Here is a 14,600-nt window from a genome sequence, read left to right as displayed (position 1 = left end):
TGCTGCGCGACCTTGCTCGCAGCGTCACGCGGCCCGGCCTTCTTCGCTGCCGATGAGTGTCCCATGTGGCGATCCTCCTTGCCCAAAATAGCACGGCAAGAAGATTAAGTGGACACTCAAACAGTATTGGCGCAGGGGCCCGAGGCGAGCAGCAGCTTGAGGACGTGGAGGTAGCTCCGGTTCGCGTTGTAGCGGGCAGCGTGCCACCGACTGTAGGCGGCAAGGTTCTCTGACGCGGGACCGCGGAAGAGCTTCATGAGGGCACGGAACGGGCTGATCAGGGCGTTCACTGTGTTGATGCGGTGGCTGCGCGGCGTGCGCTTCGATCGCCGCCCGACGTTCAGCACGAAGTGGTGGATCCGTTCGTCCTTCGCGATCCGCTCGTAGGTCGCGTGGCCGTCGGTGCAGAGCACCGCGTCGCGGGCCACTACAGGCAGCAGAGTGCCAGAGATCGCCGCCTGGCGCGCGTCGGCGGTGGCTTCGATGGCCGGTGGCCAGCGCGGTCCACGGCGCCGAGAAGCTTCTCTTCCCAAGCCCTCCATCCGCCCGGAGGCGTCCTGGACGCAGCGCCACGGCGCAGATAGCCCTGCCATCGCAGGCGCGGCGGCGCGGGGGTGTTCGCGGGGTCGCGCCGGCGCCGCACCCACTCTCGCAACCCTTCGCGACGCTCGCGCTGGTAAACTTCATCAGCCTCGATGATGCCGGCGAGTGTGCCGTCGGGCTCTGTCGTCAAGGCACGGATGATTGACTGCAATCATGGGTTCGACGTCGGTTCCATCACGCCGAGCGTCACCGGCGTCGAAGTATTCAGGGTGGCCTCAAAAAAACATCACAATGCCAGATAGTTGCAAGCTATTCACCAAATCGGCGCAGTCATGAGGTTCGGAGAATATCGACCCTGAGAGACCGCTTCCGGGCCTTCTGACACCAGGGCCGGTGCTCAGCCCCGCCCGCATAACCCTCGAAAACAACGGGAAATTCCGGAGGACGCCGGGCGCGGAGAAACCGTTCCCAAAGGCAAGTGGCGGAGGGGATGGGCCTGACGTCGAACCTTCTCTGGCCTCCAAGACATTGATTTCTTTGTATTAACAACTCTGGCTCCATCCCAAATCAATGATGAGCAGTTCGCCGCCCCGTGCGGCTGCGGACTCACGGTTGGGACTGCTGCTGTTGCGATTTCGCGATGTGCCAACGTTGGGCCGCGATCATGGTTCGGTTGACCGCGACTTGATCTTCCTGCTTCCTCAACGCCCGCCGCGCGCCTCGAGGGCGGTCGGGTCGTCGGAGGAAATCCGGAAAGTGAGTGCTGTGGGCGCAATCTGGGCCATTGCTGGGGTCCTGCTGTACGTCATGCAAATGATGTCGGTGTTCACACCCGGATCAGGCGATCAACGGCCGGCGCCCCGGCGGCCAGCCCCCGGCAAGGGCCCGGCGAGAGCAGAGCTGACGCTGGCCGCGGGCGATGAAGCATCCCTGTGTCATCTGGAGGAACGGTTCTGGACCGAGGGCGCAGAGGGTGCGCGCCGGATGACCGCAAGGGATGCGGTCAAAGGATGCGGTCTTTGTCTTTCCGTTCCCCGCCGGCATACTGCAGGGTGATGCGCTCTGGAGAGAAACGGACGTCGCCCAACGGTGGCGCTCCGTCGTGATGAGCGAGCGCTACGTGTCGATACACGGAAATGTTGCCATTCTGGTCTATCGCGTGTCCGCCGAACGCAGCGGCGATCCGATCTGCGAGGCGCTCTGCACGTCGATCTATCTGAAGGATGAGGGCCAGTCGCTGCGCCTGACGCATCAGCAGACAATCTTGGGCTGAGGCCCATTGCGCTCACGCTACCGGCTGGTGTCAGGCCAGTGTCTGCACCCAGCCGACGGCGTCGGCCATGACCGACTGCATGGCGGCGTCGATGCCGGCGATCAGCGCGACCGTGCTGTCGGATATCACCGACGTTGTGGACTCGAAGCGTCGCGTTCCGGCGATTTCGCGGCCGGCCTCGCGGATCACGGTCATCTGCAGCGCGACATGGATCTGGGCCGAGGCAAGGTCCGGGCCGGTCAGCTCGGCCTGGAACGCCTGGATCTCGCACATCAGCGTGTAGTCGGGCATGAGCCCCGCGCCCACCCGGCTGACCAGCCGGAATCCGCCGCGGTTCAGCAGCGAGTTGACCAGCAGCGTCTGCACCATGGCCGGGGTCGGTTCCGACCAGCGCGCGTCGGGCAGGTACTCCGCCTGCAGCGGAGAGATCTTGATCAGGACGCGGTCGGTGGAGAGCTCGCCCCCGGATGTCGGCATCTCGACGACCAGATGGCGCGTGCCGCCGGGCTGCGGCTGCACCGGGCCGAGCGGCGAGAGCGTGTAGGTGTCGAGCGGATCGCTGGCCCTGGAGACCGCGGACACGGCGCTGCAGCCGGAGAGGCCCGCCATGGCCGCGAACGACAAAAGGGAGCGGCGCGAAAGGGTCATTGGGACCTCCTGTAATCCGGTGTCTCGTTGCCCAGAAGAAACCGGCCGGGATCGCTGCCGATCTTGCGGGCGAGGGCGTCGAACCGCGCGATCACCCCGCTTGCATCCGCGATGAGGGCGCTGATCTGCGTCGAGAGCCGCGGCAGATCGTTCTGAGTGGCGCGGCGCAAGCCGTCCATCGCCGCACCCGTGCTGTCGGCGGCGGATCGCAGATCGGCGACCAGCGCAGGCATGTCGCGCTGCAGCAGGCCATCGGTGGCCGCCAGCCCTGACTCGGCTGCAACGAGGGCCGCGTCGAACCGGGACAGGCTCTCCTCCGCGCGGGTGGCCAGGGCATCGATGCGCCCGGTGGCGTCCCGAATGTTGACGAGGATGCCCGCGACCGCATCGCGGTTCTCGGCGGCGGTGAAGCCCCGCACCTCGGTTATCAGGGCCTTCGCCTCGGCAAGGAGTTCGGGCCCGGTCACCATCAGGTCCTGCACCACCGACTTCTCCGAGCGGATCACCGACACCTCGGCGGGAGGCACCGGCTCGAGAGGTTCGGCATCGGCGCTGCCACCTTCCAGCGCGATGAAGGCCACGCCCGTCACCCCCTGCGAGGCCAGCGTCGCGACCGTGTCGGTCCGCACCGGCGTGCTGGCGAAGATCTCGATGCGCACGCGCACCAGCGATGGGTCGTCGCGGTCCAGCGCGATGGTGAGAACCTTGCCCACATCCACGCCGTTGTACCTGACCGCGCCGGTCGTGCTGAGGCCCGCGACGGTGCCGAAGAGGATGTCGTACTGCGCGTAGGTCCGGTCGAGCTGGACCTTGGCCAGCCACAGCACGAACCCGAGCGCGGCCAGAAATCCGACGATGGTGAAGAGGCCGATCAGCACGAAGCGCGCGCGGGTTTCCATCAGCCGGCCTCCGTCCCGAATGCCGCATGGGCGCGCGGTCCGTGGAAATAGGACTGCACCCAGGGCTCTTCGACCTCCAGCATCTCGGCCATCGTGCCGGTCACCAGCACCCGGCGCTGCGCCAGAACCGCGATCCGGTCGCACGTGGCCTTCAAGGTATCGAGGTCGTGGGTCACCAGGAACACCGTCAGGCCCAGCGCCTCGCCCAGCGAATTCAGGAGGGCATCGAAGGCCGACGCGCCGATCGGATCGAGGCCCGCCGTCGGCTCGTCGAGAAACAGGATCTCCGGGTCCAGCGACAGGGCGCGGGCCAAGCCGGCGCGTTTGCGCATTCCTCCCGACAGCGAGGCGGGATAGAGGTCGCCCGCCTCCGGAGGCAGGCCGACCATGGAAATCCGCAAATCGGCCAGCACCGCGCGGGTGGGCGCATCGATCGCCAGGCGCTCGCGTATCGGCGCCTCGACATTCTCGCGCACGGTCAGCGCCGAGAAGAGCGCGCCGTCCTGGAACATCACGCCGGTGCGTGCGCTCACCGCCGCCCGGTCGGCTGCACTGGCCCCGAGCACATCCGTGCCCAGCATGGTGATCTGCCCGGCACTCGGCGTCTGCAACCCCACGATGCTGCGCAACAGCACCGACTTGCCGCTGCCCGAGGCGCCCACAACCCCCAGCACCTCGCCCCGCATCACGTCGAGCGACAGGTCCTCGTGCACCACCGTGGTGCCGAACCGGTTTGTCAGTCCGCGGATCGAGATGACGGCCTCGCCTTCCATCACACCCCCCAGAACGCGAAGAACACCGAGAAGAGCGCGTCCACCACGATCACGAGAAAGATGGCGACGACCACCGCGCGCGAGGTTCTCATGCCCAGCGATTCCGCGTCGCCCTTGACCAGGAAGCCTTGCTGGCAGCCCACCAGCGCGATGATCACCGCGAAGACCGGTGCCTTGGAAAGACCCACCAGCGCCTGGGTCGCGCCGACATTTGCCAGGAGCTGGGTTTGGAACTGACTGGGCGAGATGCCAAGCTCCATCCAGGCCATCAGCCCGCCGCCGAACAGCCCGGCGAGATCCGCGACAAATCCCAGCAGCGGTAGCAGGATCACCAGCGCCAGCAGGCGGGGCAGCACCAGCAGCTCGATCGGGTCGAGGCCCAGCACACGCATGGCGTCGATCTCCTCGCGCATCTTCATCGACCCGATCGCGGCGGTGAAGGCAGAGGCCGAGCGACCGGCAACGATGATCGCGGTGAGCAGGATGCCCAGCTCGCGCAGGATCGAGACCGCGATCAGGTCCACGACGAAAACTTCCGCTCCGAACTGGCGCAACTGCGTGGCCCCCTGGAACGCCAGCACGACGCCGATGAGGAACCCCATCAGCGCCACGATCGGCACGGCGTTCAGCCCGACCTCCTCCATGTGGTGGACGAGCGCGGTCAGCCGCAGCCGTTTCGGACGCAGAAGCGTGGTCGCCAGCCGGGCCATGACCAACCCGGTGAAGCCGAGACCCTGCGCGCTTGTGGCCAGAAATCCTTCGACGGCCGCGCCGAGACCCGCCAGCACATCGCCTGCCCGCTGTCGCGCCTTGCGCGGCCGGACCATGCGCCCGGGCGGCAACGCGGCTTCGACCGTGCGCAGCAGCAGGTCCTGCGCGGGACTTGCGGCCTCTATGCGCAGCTTCCGATGGCCGAGCAGCATCCAGGCTCCGGCGGTATCGAGTGCGGTGACGGCCGAAAGATCGACCCGGGTCGCCGGTCCCGCCCGGTCGAGCAGGGCGCGCACCTCGTCGAGCGTGTCCAGCGTCACCGGCCCGGTGAGGGCCAGGCCCGAGGACGGCACAGCGTCAGCCATCAATGCCCATCGAGCCGATCCCGCCGAGCAGGCCGAAGCCGCGCAGCAGCCAGAGAACGACCACGATCACGACGACTACGTTCAGGATCGACTTTATTTTTCGATCCATGGGGACATAGGTGTTGATGGCCCAGAGGGCGACGCCGACGACGACCAGCGTCACGACCAGGTTGATGAGTGACATCATGGGACTCCTTGCCCGCAGATCCGAGGTACGGCGAGGGAACCCCCGCCCTTTCTGGCGTGTGTCAGGATCGTGAACCGCATCACGGCCCGGACGAGGCTGAACCTTGCGCCTTGCCAACCATTCATGCGGATTTCGTCGCTCGGCGCGCTCACATGGATCAGTTTCGTCAAGGGATTGCGTTCCAGGTTGTTCCGCGGTTCGAAATGTCGCGCTACGACCTCGCGGCGACGCGTGGGGACTGATCCATGGTGTGTCGCCAGATCGACAGCCGGCTATTGTCGATTGATCGGATGTCCAATTGCGGATCATCCAACTGGCGGCCCCCAATGAACCGAATCATCTACCTGGTCGGACTCGTCGTGATCGTCCTGGTCATCCTGGGATTTCTCGGGCTGCGCTGAGATCGGCACGCGAAGGGTTCCGTCGCCGGGACTCGAGAACCGAAACGGCTGCTCCCGGTCGATCGAGTCCGGTGATCGCAGATGTGAGCCCCGGCACCCTCCGGCGCGATCCACTCATATCCGGAGATACGGAATGACCACGCCTCTCACAGCCAACGCCAAAGCCGCCCTGTCGCCCGACGATCTCGGCCACCAGATCGAGGTCCTGCGCGCAGACCTGGTGAAACTTGCCGCAACCCTTTCGGACGACGTGTCCGAAGGCATCGGCCAGGCCACGCACAAGGTCGGCCAGACCGGCCGCGACGCGCAGGCCTCGGCCACCAACGCGGTGCTGGGCCATCCCCTGACGGCCGTGGCGATTGCTGCGGGCGTCGGCCTTCTGCTCGGCCTTGTCGCGCGCAAGGCCTGAACCGTCATGGCGTTGCCGTTGCTCTCGCCGCTTCGCGATCTTTTCTCCGCACAGGCCGACGATTCCGCTCGGCGTGTCGCGTTGGCAGTCGCCACGCTCTTTCTCGGGGCGGTGGCCGTGTCATTTCTGGTCGCATCGGGCATCGTCGCGTTGACAGCCGCAGCCGGATTTCCGGTTGCGGCGCTTGCGTTTGCCGCGCTCTTTGCCGTGCTCGCGCTGGCCCTGCATCTGATCGGCCGTGCGCAATCGGCCCGACGGGCGGCACGCATTGCAGCGGTGCGCAGCCGTGCCACATCGGATATCGTGCTGGCCACGGCACTGGCCCGGACCGCGCAGCCGCTATTGCCGCTGGCCGCCTTTCTGGCGACTTTCGCCTTGGGGCGTCGTTTGTGACAGAGGGGCGGCGGCGTTGAGCCGCCCGGCGAAGGCGACTGCGACAATCAGCGTCGGCGTCGCGACCAGCGCACCGCCGGCAGCCCACAGCCAGGCTCCGAAGGCAGTCGCCACGAAGACCGCGATCGGAGCGATCCGGATACCTGCATGACGAGGCCACGGGCCACGACTCGGGCGAAGGCATGACCGGCTGCGGCGCGACCCATGCCTGGGCCGTCATCTTTGTCCCGGGTGCGGGCTGTGTGCAGTTCGGCCCCGCCCACCGAATCATCGCCAGCCGGAACCTGATCTGCGTGGCGGCGAGCTACACGCCATTGCAGTCGCTTCCGGTCGTCTCGTTGAAGCCGGGTACAGTGAACGGTCTGCTGACCACCGAAACAGTCTTGCTCGTCAGATCTTCCATCGACGTGTTCCTCCATACTGCCGCTGCGGGTGGTTCGCGCCCCTTTGAGAATGGGGCGCGTGGCTCGTGTACGTCTCAAGATGTCCTGGACTTCGCTGGCGCTTCCTTGCCGGCGGCCTTGGGCTCGTTCGCCTTGGCAGTGGGCTTCGCGGTTTCAACAAGCTTCGGCTTCATCGCGGCCACTGCCCAGGCGGTCATGTCCTTGAAGGACATGTCATCGATCCTTTGATTGTCCGGCGCCAACTCCTCGTCCATGGCGGACCGGGATGCTCGGCATCGGTACTGCCTGTATGGGGATTGGCGACCTGATTTGCGATGGCGTACCGAAAAGGAAGCCAAGGTGGGTCAGGTCAATTCATCCGTCCAGACCTTGAACTCCGTCAAGGTGTTCTGACCGAATGTCTGGGTCAAAGGGACATCGGCGGCATCGCGACCGCGCGCGATCAGAATTCTCGCAAGCCGCGGCTTGTTGTTCCGCGGGTCGAACACGTGCCACCCTCCAGAAAGGAAAACCTCCATCCACGCGGCAAAATCCCCGGGTGGATGAGGAAGAGGTTCCCCGATGTCGCTCAGATATCCGGTGCAATAGCGGGCCGGAATGTTCATGCAGCGACACAATGCGATGGCGAGATGGGCGAAGTCGCGGCAGACACCCTGCCGCTCGGCCAAGGTCTGCGACGCGGTGCGCGTCGCCTTCGCCTGCATGTAGTCGAAGCGGACATGTCCGTGCACGAAATCACAGATCGCCTGGACGCGGGGCCAACCGGGGTCCGTGGTCTCGAAAAGGCGCCACGCCTCCTCCGACAGAAGGTCGGTGTCGCAATACCGGCTTCCCTGCAGAAACACGAGGGTCTCGAAAGGAAGATCCTGGACCGCGTGCTGCAGCGCGCCCGGGGATGCGGGATCGGGCTGGCCCGTATCGCGGAAGATGCCATCCGTCGACAGGCAGAAGTCGCCCGCCGGAGCCAGGACGCGCGTGCACCAGTTGCCGAAGCCATCCCGGTAGCTTTCAAGCGGCACGCTCGGCGACGTAACGAGATAGTCGGCACGCTCCAGATCGCCGAAGCGCGAGTAGTGCACGTTCAGCAGCGCGATCAGCGGCGTCGGTTGCGGGAAGCTGTATCGCAGACGGCACCCGATGCTGACCCGCATGCCGGACACTCGGCCGTGCCTGGTCATGTCATGATCATCTTGCAAGGATGAGCGTCCGATGCATCGGGCCAGTGCCATCCTGCGCAAGGACGGGGAAAGCCAGCGACGCTATCATTCCAGCCACGATGGCCAGCCTCGAGGTCAACCTTGCCAGCGGCTGTCTCATCGCCGCTCGCTCCTTGGCGGACCAGAGTCCGCCGGTTGCCCCGCGTGTCTTCGATGACCCAAGCGTGAGCGTTCCGGTGAGCCGTCGCGTGGGCGCGGGCGGCGGCGGGGCGCCCCTGGAATTCGGTCTCGTTGGCATGCCTTCGTTCTCGGCCACCTGGATCGAGAAGTCCCGTGGGACTGTCGGATGAGTGCTACCGGTCATCGGAGGGACAGCTTGTGCAAGGCCGCAGCGGCAAGGGCATGCTCCTGTTGGTGGTAGTCGCCGAGAAACTTGCCATCGACCTGCACCTCCCAGATGCCGTTTCTTTCGCGTACCTGAACTCCACCTCGCTGAGCTGGCCGGTCCATGAAAGACCCCTTTTCTCCTCTGCTTTTCGGTTGCTCGGGTTGCTTGTCGGTCATTTCCGGCTCCTTCGCGTTGGGCGCGCGCTCCTCTCCGAGGAGCATCACGGCGCGTATGAATTCTTCCGCGTAGTCGTCGGTTTCGCGGTGGTCGTGTTCGTGGCGGGCCATACTCATCGGCTCAACGAACCGTTCTCTCAAATGATCGATGAACCGCGGCTCTGTGCGGGCCATGTAGGCGATCAGAGCTTGCAGGATCCGTTCATGAGCCAGAACGCGCCGTTCAAGATCGGTCGTCTCTGCGGCCGTCCTGGTAAGATTTTTCACTGATGTCATGGCGTATCATCCTTCACGCTGCGTGCTGTGACGCTGGACGTCGTGTGCTCGAGCGTGGGCAGGCAGGCCGTCGCCTAGTCGCGATCCAGCTCTTGCCATCCACCTTAAAGCCAGTCGGACATCGGGTGCTGACGCAGGTTAGGGGCACCGAATTTAAGTGGGTGTGTCTTGCTCAGAAGCGGACAGAAACCGACCGCGGTGGTCCAGGTGTCATTGACGTGCTTCCCGATTGATACCCTCTATTCATGCTTGAAACCTTCCAAAATGAACCTATCGGCCTGCTTCGACCTCCGTCTGAGTCAAGATTGGCGTCGCGGGGTCTTGCGCTGGTCGGGCCCTGCCGGTTGACGCCACGCCACCGTCGCCCGGGTCGCTGCCGGGATCGAGGAAGGGGTTTGCCTCGCCCTGCATGCCGCGCAGGAACTGGAACAGATCGCTGTCCGTCGTCAGGACAAGCGTTGTGTCGTCCGAGATCATGTCGCCGTAGGCCTGCATGGTTCGGGTGAAATCGTAGAATTCGACCGAAACGGCATCGACATTGTAGGCGCCCGCATAGATTGCTGCTGCTGCGGCATCGGCGGCACCGCGGATTTCCTCGACGGCGCGATAGGCTTCGGACTGGATCTTGTTCAGATCCCGCACCCTGTTGCCTTGAATACGGGCCGCTTCACCGTTGCCTTCGGACAGGAATCTTTCGGCGATCTGCCGGCGCTCCGAGATCATGCGGTCATAGATCTTGGGTCGCACGCTCTCATTGTAGTTTATGCGCTTGAAACGAATATCGAGAAGCTCAATCCCGAAGACGCGCACCTTCTCCGCCGCCGCCTCGAAGATCTGCTGCTCGACCAGCGCCCGCCCCTTCGTGATGGGAACGAGGGCGCCAATGTCCTGCGCAAGTTCCTGATCAGTCAGAAGCGTGTCCCGAAGCGGCGTCCGGCCCCTGGTCGTGCGCACAATCTCGATAAGTTCGTGCTTGGCGACGGCGTTCCGCGTCTCGCTGCCGAGGATATCATCGAGGCGCGACTGGGCGCTGCGCTCGTCGCGCAGGCGCAGAAAGTACTGCAGAGGATCGGTGATCTTCCAGCGCGCGAAGAGATCGACCGAGATATAGAGCTTGTCTTTGGTGGGCATGTCCGATGGCGAGCCGTCCCACTCCAGAACCCGGCTGTCGATCCGGTTAACCTCCTGAACGAAGGGGAGTTTCAACTTGAGACCGGCCTCGGTGATAGGCGCACCGACAGGCTTGCCGAACTGGGTGATGATGGCCTGTTCGACCTCGCCGACCGTGTAGACGGCGGATGACGCAGCGACGACCCCGGCAACCGCGATCCCCGAGGCAATAAGCGAAAGGGTCTTCATGGTTGCTCTCCTGTCTGTCGATCCAGGTTCAAAAGCGGCAGGATGCTTGCCGTGGACCCGTCGACAATGATCTTGGAGCCAATTCCCGGCAGAACATCCTGCAGGGTTTCGATGTAGATCCGGCGCCGGGTCACCTCGGGGGCCTGGCGGTATTCCGTCAGGAGCGCCGTGAAGCGTGCCGCATCGCCCTCGGCTTCGTTGATCCGCCTCAGGCGATAACCATCGGCTTCGCGAATGCGCTGGTCCTTTTCGCCTTCGGCCAGAGGTATGACGCGGTTGTATTCGCGGCGGGCCTCGTTGATGATCCGCTCCTTCTCTTGTTGTGCCTGGTTGACCTCGTTGAACGAGGCTTGAACCGGCTGGGGCGGATTGATGTCCTTCAGCTGTACCTGATCGATGCTGATGCCCATCGCGTATTTGGTCGCGAGCGCCTGCATCTTCAGCAGGGCTTCGCTTTCGATTTCCTGGCGCCCGACGGTGATCACCTCGTCGACTGTGCGGTCTCCCACGACTTCACGCATGACGGACTCCGAGACGTAACGCAGGGTCGCGCTCGGCTCGCGCACTTCAAACAAGAACTTCCGGGGTTCGGAAATCCGGTACTGCACCACCCACTCCACGAGCGCGGCGTTGAGATCGCCAGTCACCATCTCGGTCTCGCGGCGACCGTCCGTCGGGCTCTGATAGGGATCGGAGCCACCCGGAGTCGTGAACCCGAACTCCTGTTTCAGCTGGCGCTTGACCGGGACCAACGTGGTCACGTCGATCCCGAACGGAATCTTGAAGTGCAGCCCCGGAGGGACCTCGGCCGCGTACTTCCCGAACCGTTGGACAATCGCAACGGAGTCGCTCGGCACCGTGTAATATGAGGTCCACGCCCCAAACGCCGCAAGCGCAATGGCGGCCCCGATTGCAAGACGCTTCACCGGTGGCAGACCGTCCGGCAGGATGCCGTGCAGCCGATCCCGGCCCCGCCTGAGAATTGCATCAACCTCAGGGGGAACACGGGTCTGCTTGTTTTTCCAAGGTCCGCGATCTTCCGGTCCATTGTCATCAGAAGACATCGCAAGCTCCTATCTCGGTTTTGGCACTCGGGGCGATGCCTGGCTCGCGCGTTTGACGGTGCGACCCGTTTTGCGCCATCACATCGTCGGCTCTGAACGGCATGACCTCAGAGGTCCAGTTCCTTCAGGCAGGCTTGCGCAATGTCTCGGTCCGGGGCATCGGTTCCTGGCATCGTCGCCCAGCCGGCGGTCATGAGAGCGTCGCGCCTCTGGTAGGTCGAGGCTGCCCGGATCGCTGCAAGCTTGTCCGCCCGAGCCGGGTCTGACCGCGCCATGTCGAGGCAGACCGGTACCATTGAGGCGACGACATCGTTACGGGACATCGCCATCGCCCTGTCATTCGCGGTTCCGCCTGTCACCCAGCCGCCCCAAGTGAAGCCGACGACACCGACACAGACCGCGCCGATCAGCGCGCCATAGATGCCGGGTTTGAGCCATTCGGGAGTGTTCATTTCAATGCCTCCTGCGGGGAAAGCGCCGCCTCGCTGTGATTGTTCGTTCCATTTGTGGTCGCATCCCGGCTCAGCGCCTCTTTCAGGTCGCTCTCGGTTGTCACCCGGAGTTCAGTTCTTCCCGCATGAGCACCCTTGCCGCGCACCGTCAGGTACGTCGCCGTCCGTCTATAGGCCTCGAAGCTGAGGCCCTGGAGGAGCTCCTCTTCGACAAGAACTTCGTAGTCGCCGGCGGGCAAATCGCCCGGGTATCCCGGCAAGATAAACGGGTTTGAAAACGTCACTGTCGATCTGGTCGACCGCATGTTCATCTCTGGTCTCCGCGATGTTGGCAGATCCGTCGCTCACCACTGTTGACGGCCCCTTGGAGGCCGGGACGGACCAGTCGAACGATTTATTCTCTTGTACGTCGAGATCGTCCGACTGGCGCTGACGCATGTTAGTCTCGGGCCCCGAACCGGTTGCGACCTCCCTGAGGGCAGTCGCCCCCCACTGACCTGTGTAAGGGCGGCGAGGCCGACCTGCGCGTATCCTTTGGGAAACAGGGATGATCTGCATTCCTGCAACCCTTGAAAGGATTGGCGATGGCCGACCCCAATTTTCTCAACCCGCACCCGCCCGAGTTCGATCGGTTTCTCTATGCCTCGGTCGTCTCCACGCTCGCGCGACTCGACCTCGATCCATGGAAGGAAACCGCTGTACTGGTCACGCTGGGGCGCGACGCCGCACGAGCGCGGTTGGGAACGCTGCTTGCCCGATTTCGGGATGTTCCCCCGCTCGCAAGCGATCACGGCAGGGTCGCACGAGACCTGAGCCAGCTGCTTCCCGAGGCGCGTTGCCGTCATGGCGGCAGGCTGGGCGACGGTTCCAGGAACGGAGGCTCCGGACCGAGACATTGCGCAGGCCTGCCTTGTGTCGCTCGAGTTCTGAAAGATCCAAATCGGTCACCAACTCGCGCATGAAAGACGATAGAAGCTATGGAACCTGCAACGACGCACCCGAAAACCCAACCGGAGACAACTGATCTCGAACGGCGAGTGCTCGCCCATGAGAGGGTCCTTCAGGCGCTCATCGCCTACATGTCTCGTTCGGAACCGCGTTTCGTCGACCATCTGAGAGAACGGTTCGTGGAACCGATGAACATGGCGCGGCACGAACACGGATACCGGGGTGCTGACGACTACGCTGAAGAGTTCATTCGCGCCGTGATGCTGCTTGGAGAGGCGCGCGAGCCCCGGTTGTTGGAAAATGAAGCGAAGGTTGGATTGACGCGATCGCCGCAAGAGCAATTGCGCCCAGAACACTCCCGAAAGCGATCCACCCAAGGTGATCGAGTTCAGCTCAGAGAGCGGAATGGGATGTGGGAGGTACAGGTCGACGGCGAGTTGCGCGGCGACTATTACGAAAAGAGACACGCCCTTGCGGCGGCGGCCTTGCTGAAGCTGTCCCTTCAATGACGGATGGCGCGCAACCGACCCCGCCGAAGAAGTACCCGATACAGACTGCCGAGAACGAGGGTATGCGGCCCAAACCGGATCAGGTCGAGCGTTCGGAACGGGTGCGGCCCGTCGCAGGAGAAACCGGGTGTAGGGGAACGCTCCCGGCGCGGTGACTCCGGCGCCGTGACGAAACTGAACGGCCGTGGGCCGGAAGGGAACCGTTATGAAACACGATAAGGCCCTAAAGAAAAAGCCGCTGGCACAACTCGTGGCGAAGCTTCGACATCTCTACTCCGGTTTGCGCGCAACCCAGACGGATAGTGATGTGCTGAGTAGGAAACAAGCACGTCAAACCCCGCGGGATAGTTCGTCAATCCAGGCGGCGGAGAACGAAGGAATGTCGAAACGGGCTGACCAGAACGCGCCGAAAACCCGCCACCAGCGACAGATTCCGATACACCACAGTGCCCATCCCGGCGATTGAGCGAGAAACCGACATGCCAGCTGAAGACAACGGCCCGGTACTGTCAGAGGAATCGAGTCCGGGCGCCTTTCCCTGTCCCCTTTCATGAAGGGAAGGCCCAAAATATTGTTCTGTAGTGGAAAACACCTTGCAGAGCGTCGACAAGACCAACAGCCGAGCCGCGCCCAGTCTAACAGACGAGGTTTATCTGACAACACCGGCGCGAGGAAGCTGTGTGCTGACCGAAGGCGCCGGCCAATAGCTCTGGCCGGCATTATCGGCTCGGAGGAGTTCGCGGGGCGAGACCGGCGGGAAGGGCTTTGATAACGTGAGCGTGCGCGGATAACGTAAGCGTGCGCGACACACGCGTTTCGGTCGGCATGCATGGCAACCTCGCGCCGCGGACGCCTGCATCTCCGCCAATCACGTTTCGTTATGAGCCTAAAATGTCGAGGGAACTTGGGTCGATCTGTCTGTTAGTGCTTTATTCGAGAGGGCGGAGGACGCGACCGGAAAACCATCAGCGGTGAATGTGTATAACACTGAGGATGGGTCGATCGATCTCATGACGGGCTACGAACCCTATCTCGCGCTCGCAGTTGTTCTTCTGCTGTTTGCAGCCTTTCTCTTCGAGCGCTTCGCACCGGACGTAGCCGCTGCGGGGGCTGCCGCGCTGTTTATCGTGTTTGGGTTTGTCCCCACGAATGAGAACGGCGGAGCAATAGTCGGCCACGGTAGCGGCGGGATGATCCGGCTGCGGGCGGCGTAAAAGTCGGCCACTTTTTGCCCTTTCTGGCGACAGGGAGGGTGGGAGGATTTT

Annotated in this window: 19 protein-coding genes; 7 read left to right on the top strand and 12 right to left on the bottom strand. The window is 63.8% G+C overall.

The features are described 5' to 3' along the window. Positions 1-116: 116 nt before the first annotated feature. Positions 117-428, bottom strand: a complete 312-nt coding sequence (locus OM960_RS24435; protein ID WP_264773806.1) for a hypothetical protein — start codon at positions 426-428, stop codon at positions 117-119. Between the two features lie 1,220 nt (positions 429-1,648). On the opposite strand from OM960_RS24435, the gene OM960_RS24430 reads away from it, so the two are divergent. Continuing rightward, on the top strand, positions 1,649-1,816 hold the full coding sequence (locus OM960_RS24430; protein WP_246176461.1) for a hypothetical protein: 168 nt from the start codon (positions 1,649-1,651) through the stop codon (positions 1,814-1,816). Between the two features lie 30 nt (positions 1,817-1,846). Here the strand turns inward: OM960_RS24430 and OM960_RS24425 are convergent, their stop codons facing one another. From OM960_RS24425 to OM960_RS24405, 5 genes are read right to left on the bottom strand one after another with little or no spacing between them, the layout of a single operon-like run. Next, positions 1,847-2,464, bottom strand: a complete 618-nt coding sequence (locus tag OM960_RS24425) for an ABC-type transport auxiliary lipoprotein family protein (protein WP_264773805.1) — start codon at positions 2,462-2,464, stop codon at positions 1,847-1,849. Then, complete coding sequence (locus OM960_RS24420) at positions 2,461-3,363, bottom strand: MlaD family protein (protein WP_264773804.1); 903 nt, start codon at positions 3,361-3,363, stop codon at positions 2,461-2,463. Before OM960_RS24420 ends, OM960_RS24425 begins: the two co-directional genes overlap by 4 nt. After that, a complete protein-coding gene (locus tag OM960_RS24415; protein ID WP_264773803.1) occupies positions 3,363-4,136 on the bottom strand; it encodes an ABC transporter ATP-binding protein in 774 nt (257 codons plus the stop codon). The genes OM960_RS24420 and OM960_RS24415 overlap by 1 nt, the downstream gene beginning before the upstream one ends. Next, positions 4,136-5,212: an MlaE family ABC transporter permease gene (locus tag OM960_RS24410; RefSeq protein WP_264773802.1), complete on the bottom strand. Its 1,077-nt coding sequence runs from the start codon at positions 5,210-5,212 to the stop codon at positions 4,136-4,138. Before OM960_RS24410 ends, OM960_RS24415 begins: the two co-directional genes overlap by 1 nt. Then, a complete protein-coding gene (locus tag OM960_RS24405) occupies positions 5,205-5,396 on the bottom strand; it encodes a Thivi_2564 family membrane protein (protein WP_264773801.1) in 192 nt (63 codons plus the stop codon). Before OM960_RS24405 ends, OM960_RS24410 begins: the two co-directional genes overlap by 8 nt. 537 nt (positions 5,397-5,933) lie before the next feature. Here OM960_RS24405 and OM960_RS24400 point away from each other — a divergent pair. From OM960_RS24400 to OM960_RS24390, 3 genes are all read left to right on the top strand, one after another. After that, entirely contained in the window at positions 5,934-6,209 is a 276-nt protein-coding gene (locus tag OM960_RS24400) for a glycine zipper domain-containing protein (RefSeq protein ID WP_264773800.1), read from the top strand. A 6-nt stretch (positions 6,210-6,215) separates the two neighbouring features. Further along, a complete protein-coding gene (locus OM960_RS24395; protein WP_264773799.1) occupies positions 6,216-6,602 on the top strand; it encodes a hypothetical protein in 387 nt (128 codons plus the stop codon). 182 nt (positions 6,603-6,784) lie between these two features. Next, complete coding sequence (locus OM960_RS24390) at positions 6,785-7,234, top strand: hypothetical protein (protein WP_264773798.1); 450 nt, start codon at positions 6,785-6,787, stop codon at positions 7,232-7,234. Between the two features lie 116 nt (positions 7,235-7,350). On the opposite strand, the gene OM960_RS24385 is transcribed toward OM960_RS24390, so the two are convergent. From OM960_RS24385 to OM960_RS24360, 6 genes are all read right to left on the bottom strand, one after another. Continuing rightward, positions 7,351-8,157, bottom strand: coding sequence for a transglutaminase-like domain-containing protein (locus OM960_RS24385; RefSeq protein WP_264773807.1), 807 nt, complete (start codon positions 8,155-8,157; stop codon positions 7,351-7,353). Between the two features lie 366 nt (positions 8,158-8,523). Next, on the bottom strand, positions 8,524-9,003 hold the full coding sequence (locus OM960_RS24380) for a hypothetical protein (protein WP_264773797.1): 480 nt from the start codon (positions 9,001-9,003) through the stop codon (positions 8,524-8,526). 270 nt (positions 9,004-9,273) lie between these two features. Beyond that, a complete protein-coding gene (hflC, locus tag OM960_RS24375; protein WP_264773796.1) occupies positions 9,274-10,362 on the bottom strand; it encodes a protease modulator HflC in 1,089 nt (362 codons plus the stop codon). Then, positions 10,359-11,426: an FtsH protease activity modulator HflK gene (hflK, locus tag OM960_RS24370; protein ID WP_264773795.1), complete on the bottom strand. Its 1,068-nt coding sequence runs from the start codon at positions 11,424-11,426 to the stop codon at positions 10,359-10,361. The genes hflC and hflK overlap by 4 nt, the downstream gene beginning before the upstream one ends. A 107-nt stretch (positions 11,427-11,533) precedes the next feature. Beyond that, entirely contained in the window at positions 11,534-11,878 is a 345-nt protein-coding gene (locus OM960_RS24365) for a hypothetical protein (protein WP_264773794.1), read from the bottom strand. Beyond that, positions 11,875-12,189 carry a hypothetical protein gene (locus tag OM960_RS24360; RefSeq protein WP_263336927.1) on the bottom strand — a complete coding sequence of 105 codons (315 nt, stop codon included), beginning with the start codon at positions 12,187-12,189 and terminating at the stop codon, positions 11,875-11,877. The genes OM960_RS24365 and OM960_RS24360 overlap by 4 nt, the downstream gene beginning before the upstream one ends. Before the next feature lie 666 nt (positions 12,190-12,855). Here OM960_RS24360 and OM960_RS24355 point away from each other — a divergent pair. From OM960_RS24355 to OM960_RS24345, 3 genes are all read left to right on the top strand, one after another. After that, positions 12,856-13,335 carry a hypothetical protein gene (locus OM960_RS24355; protein WP_263336924.1) on the top strand — a complete coding sequence of 160 codons (480 nt, stop codon included), beginning with the start codon at positions 12,856-12,858 and terminating at the stop codon, positions 13,333-13,335. 205 nt (positions 13,336-13,540) lie between these two features. Continuing rightward, a complete protein-coding gene (locus tag OM960_RS24350) occupies positions 13,541-13,801 on the top strand; it encodes a hypothetical protein (protein ID WP_264773793.1) in 261 nt (86 codons plus the stop codon). A gap of 505 nt (positions 13,802-14,306) precedes the next feature. After that, positions 14,307-14,549 (top strand): hypothetical protein, encoded by a 243-nt coding sequence (locus tag OM960_RS24345; RefSeq protein WP_264773792.1) that lies wholly within the window; start codon positions 14,307-14,309, stop codon positions 14,547-14,549. Positions 14,550-14,600: the final 51 nt, after the last annotated feature.

This window comes from Defluviimonas salinarum (assembly GCF_026013545.1).
In the GTDB taxonomy this organism is placed as follows: Bacteria; Pseudomonadota; Alphaproteobacteria; order Rhodobacterales; family Rhodobacteraceae; genus Albidovulum; species Albidovulum salinarum.
This window is presented reverse-complemented; position numbering and strand designations above follow the sequence as displayed.

What these genes read in the sequence shown, in the direction of transcription:
- OM960_RS24430 (WP_246176461.1), top strand. Translation starts at nt 1,649, where the DNA reads ATGAGCGAGCGCTACGTGTCGATACACGGAAATGTTGCCATTCTGGTC.
- OM960_RS24425 (WP_264773805.1), bottom strand. Translation starts at nt 2,464, where the DNA reads ATGACCCTTTCGCGCCGCTCCCTTTTGTCGTTCGCGGCCATGGCGGGC.
- OM960_RS24420 (WP_264773804.1), bottom strand. Translation starts at nt 3,363, where the DNA reads ATGGAAACCCGCGCGCGCTTCGTGCTGATCGGCCTCTTCACCATCGTC.
- OM960_RS24415 (WP_264773803.1), bottom strand. Translation starts at nt 4,136, where the DNA reads ATGGAAGGCGAGGCCGTCATCTCGATCCGCGGACTGACAAACCGGTTC.
- OM960_RS24410 (WP_264773802.1), bottom strand. Translation starts at nt 5,212, where the DNA reads ATGGCTGACGCTGTGCCGTCCTCGGGCCTGGCCCTCACCGGGCCGGTG.
- OM960_RS24405 (WP_264773801.1), bottom strand. Translation starts at nt 5,396, where the DNA reads ATGTCACTCATCAACCTGGTCGTGACGCTGGTCGTCGTCGGCGTCGCC.
- OM960_RS24400 (WP_264773800.1), top strand. Translation starts at nt 5,934, where the DNA reads ATGACCACGCCTCTCACAGCCAACGCCAAAGCCGCCCTGTCGCCCGAC.
- OM960_RS24395 (WP_264773799.1), top strand. Translation starts at nt 6,216, where the DNA reads ATGGCGTTGCCGTTGCTCTCGCCGCTTCGCGATCTTTTCTCCGCACAG.
- OM960_RS24390 (WP_264773798.1), top strand. Translation starts at nt 6,785, where the DNA reads ATGACCGGCTGCGGCGCGACCCATGCCTGGGCCGTCATCTTTGTCCCG.
- OM960_RS24385 (WP_264773807.1), bottom strand. Translation starts at nt 8,157, where the DNA reads ATGCGGGTCAGCATCGGGTGCCGTCTGCGATACAGCTTCCCGCAACCG.
- OM960_RS24380 (WP_264773797.1), bottom strand. Translation starts at nt 9,003, where the DNA reads ATGACATCAGTGAAAAATCTTACCAGGACGGCCGCAGAGACGACCGAT.
- hflC (WP_264773796.1), bottom strand. Translation starts at nt 10,362, where the DNA reads ATGAAGACCCTTTCGCTTATTGCCTCGGGGATCGCGGTTGCCGGGGTC.
- hflK (WP_264773795.1), bottom strand. Translation starts at nt 11,426, where the DNA reads ATGTCTTCTGATGACAATGGACCGGAAGATCGCGGACCTTGGAAAAAC.
- OM960_RS24365 (WP_264773794.1), bottom strand. Translation starts at nt 11,878, where the DNA reads ATGAACACTCCCGAATGGCTCAAACCCGGCATCTATGGCGCGCTGATC.
- OM960_RS24360 (WP_263336927.1), bottom strand. Translation starts at nt 12,189, where the DNA reads ATGAACATGCGGTCGACCAGATCGACAGTGACGTTTTCAAACCCGTTT.
- OM960_RS24355 (WP_263336924.1), top strand. Translation starts at nt 12,856, where the DNA reads ATGGAACCTGCAACGACGCACCCGAAAACCCAACCGGAGACAACTGAT.
- OM960_RS24350 (WP_264773793.1), top strand. Translation starts at nt 13,541, where the DNA reads ATGAAACACGATAAGGCCCTAAAGAAAAAGCCGCTGGCACAACTCGTG.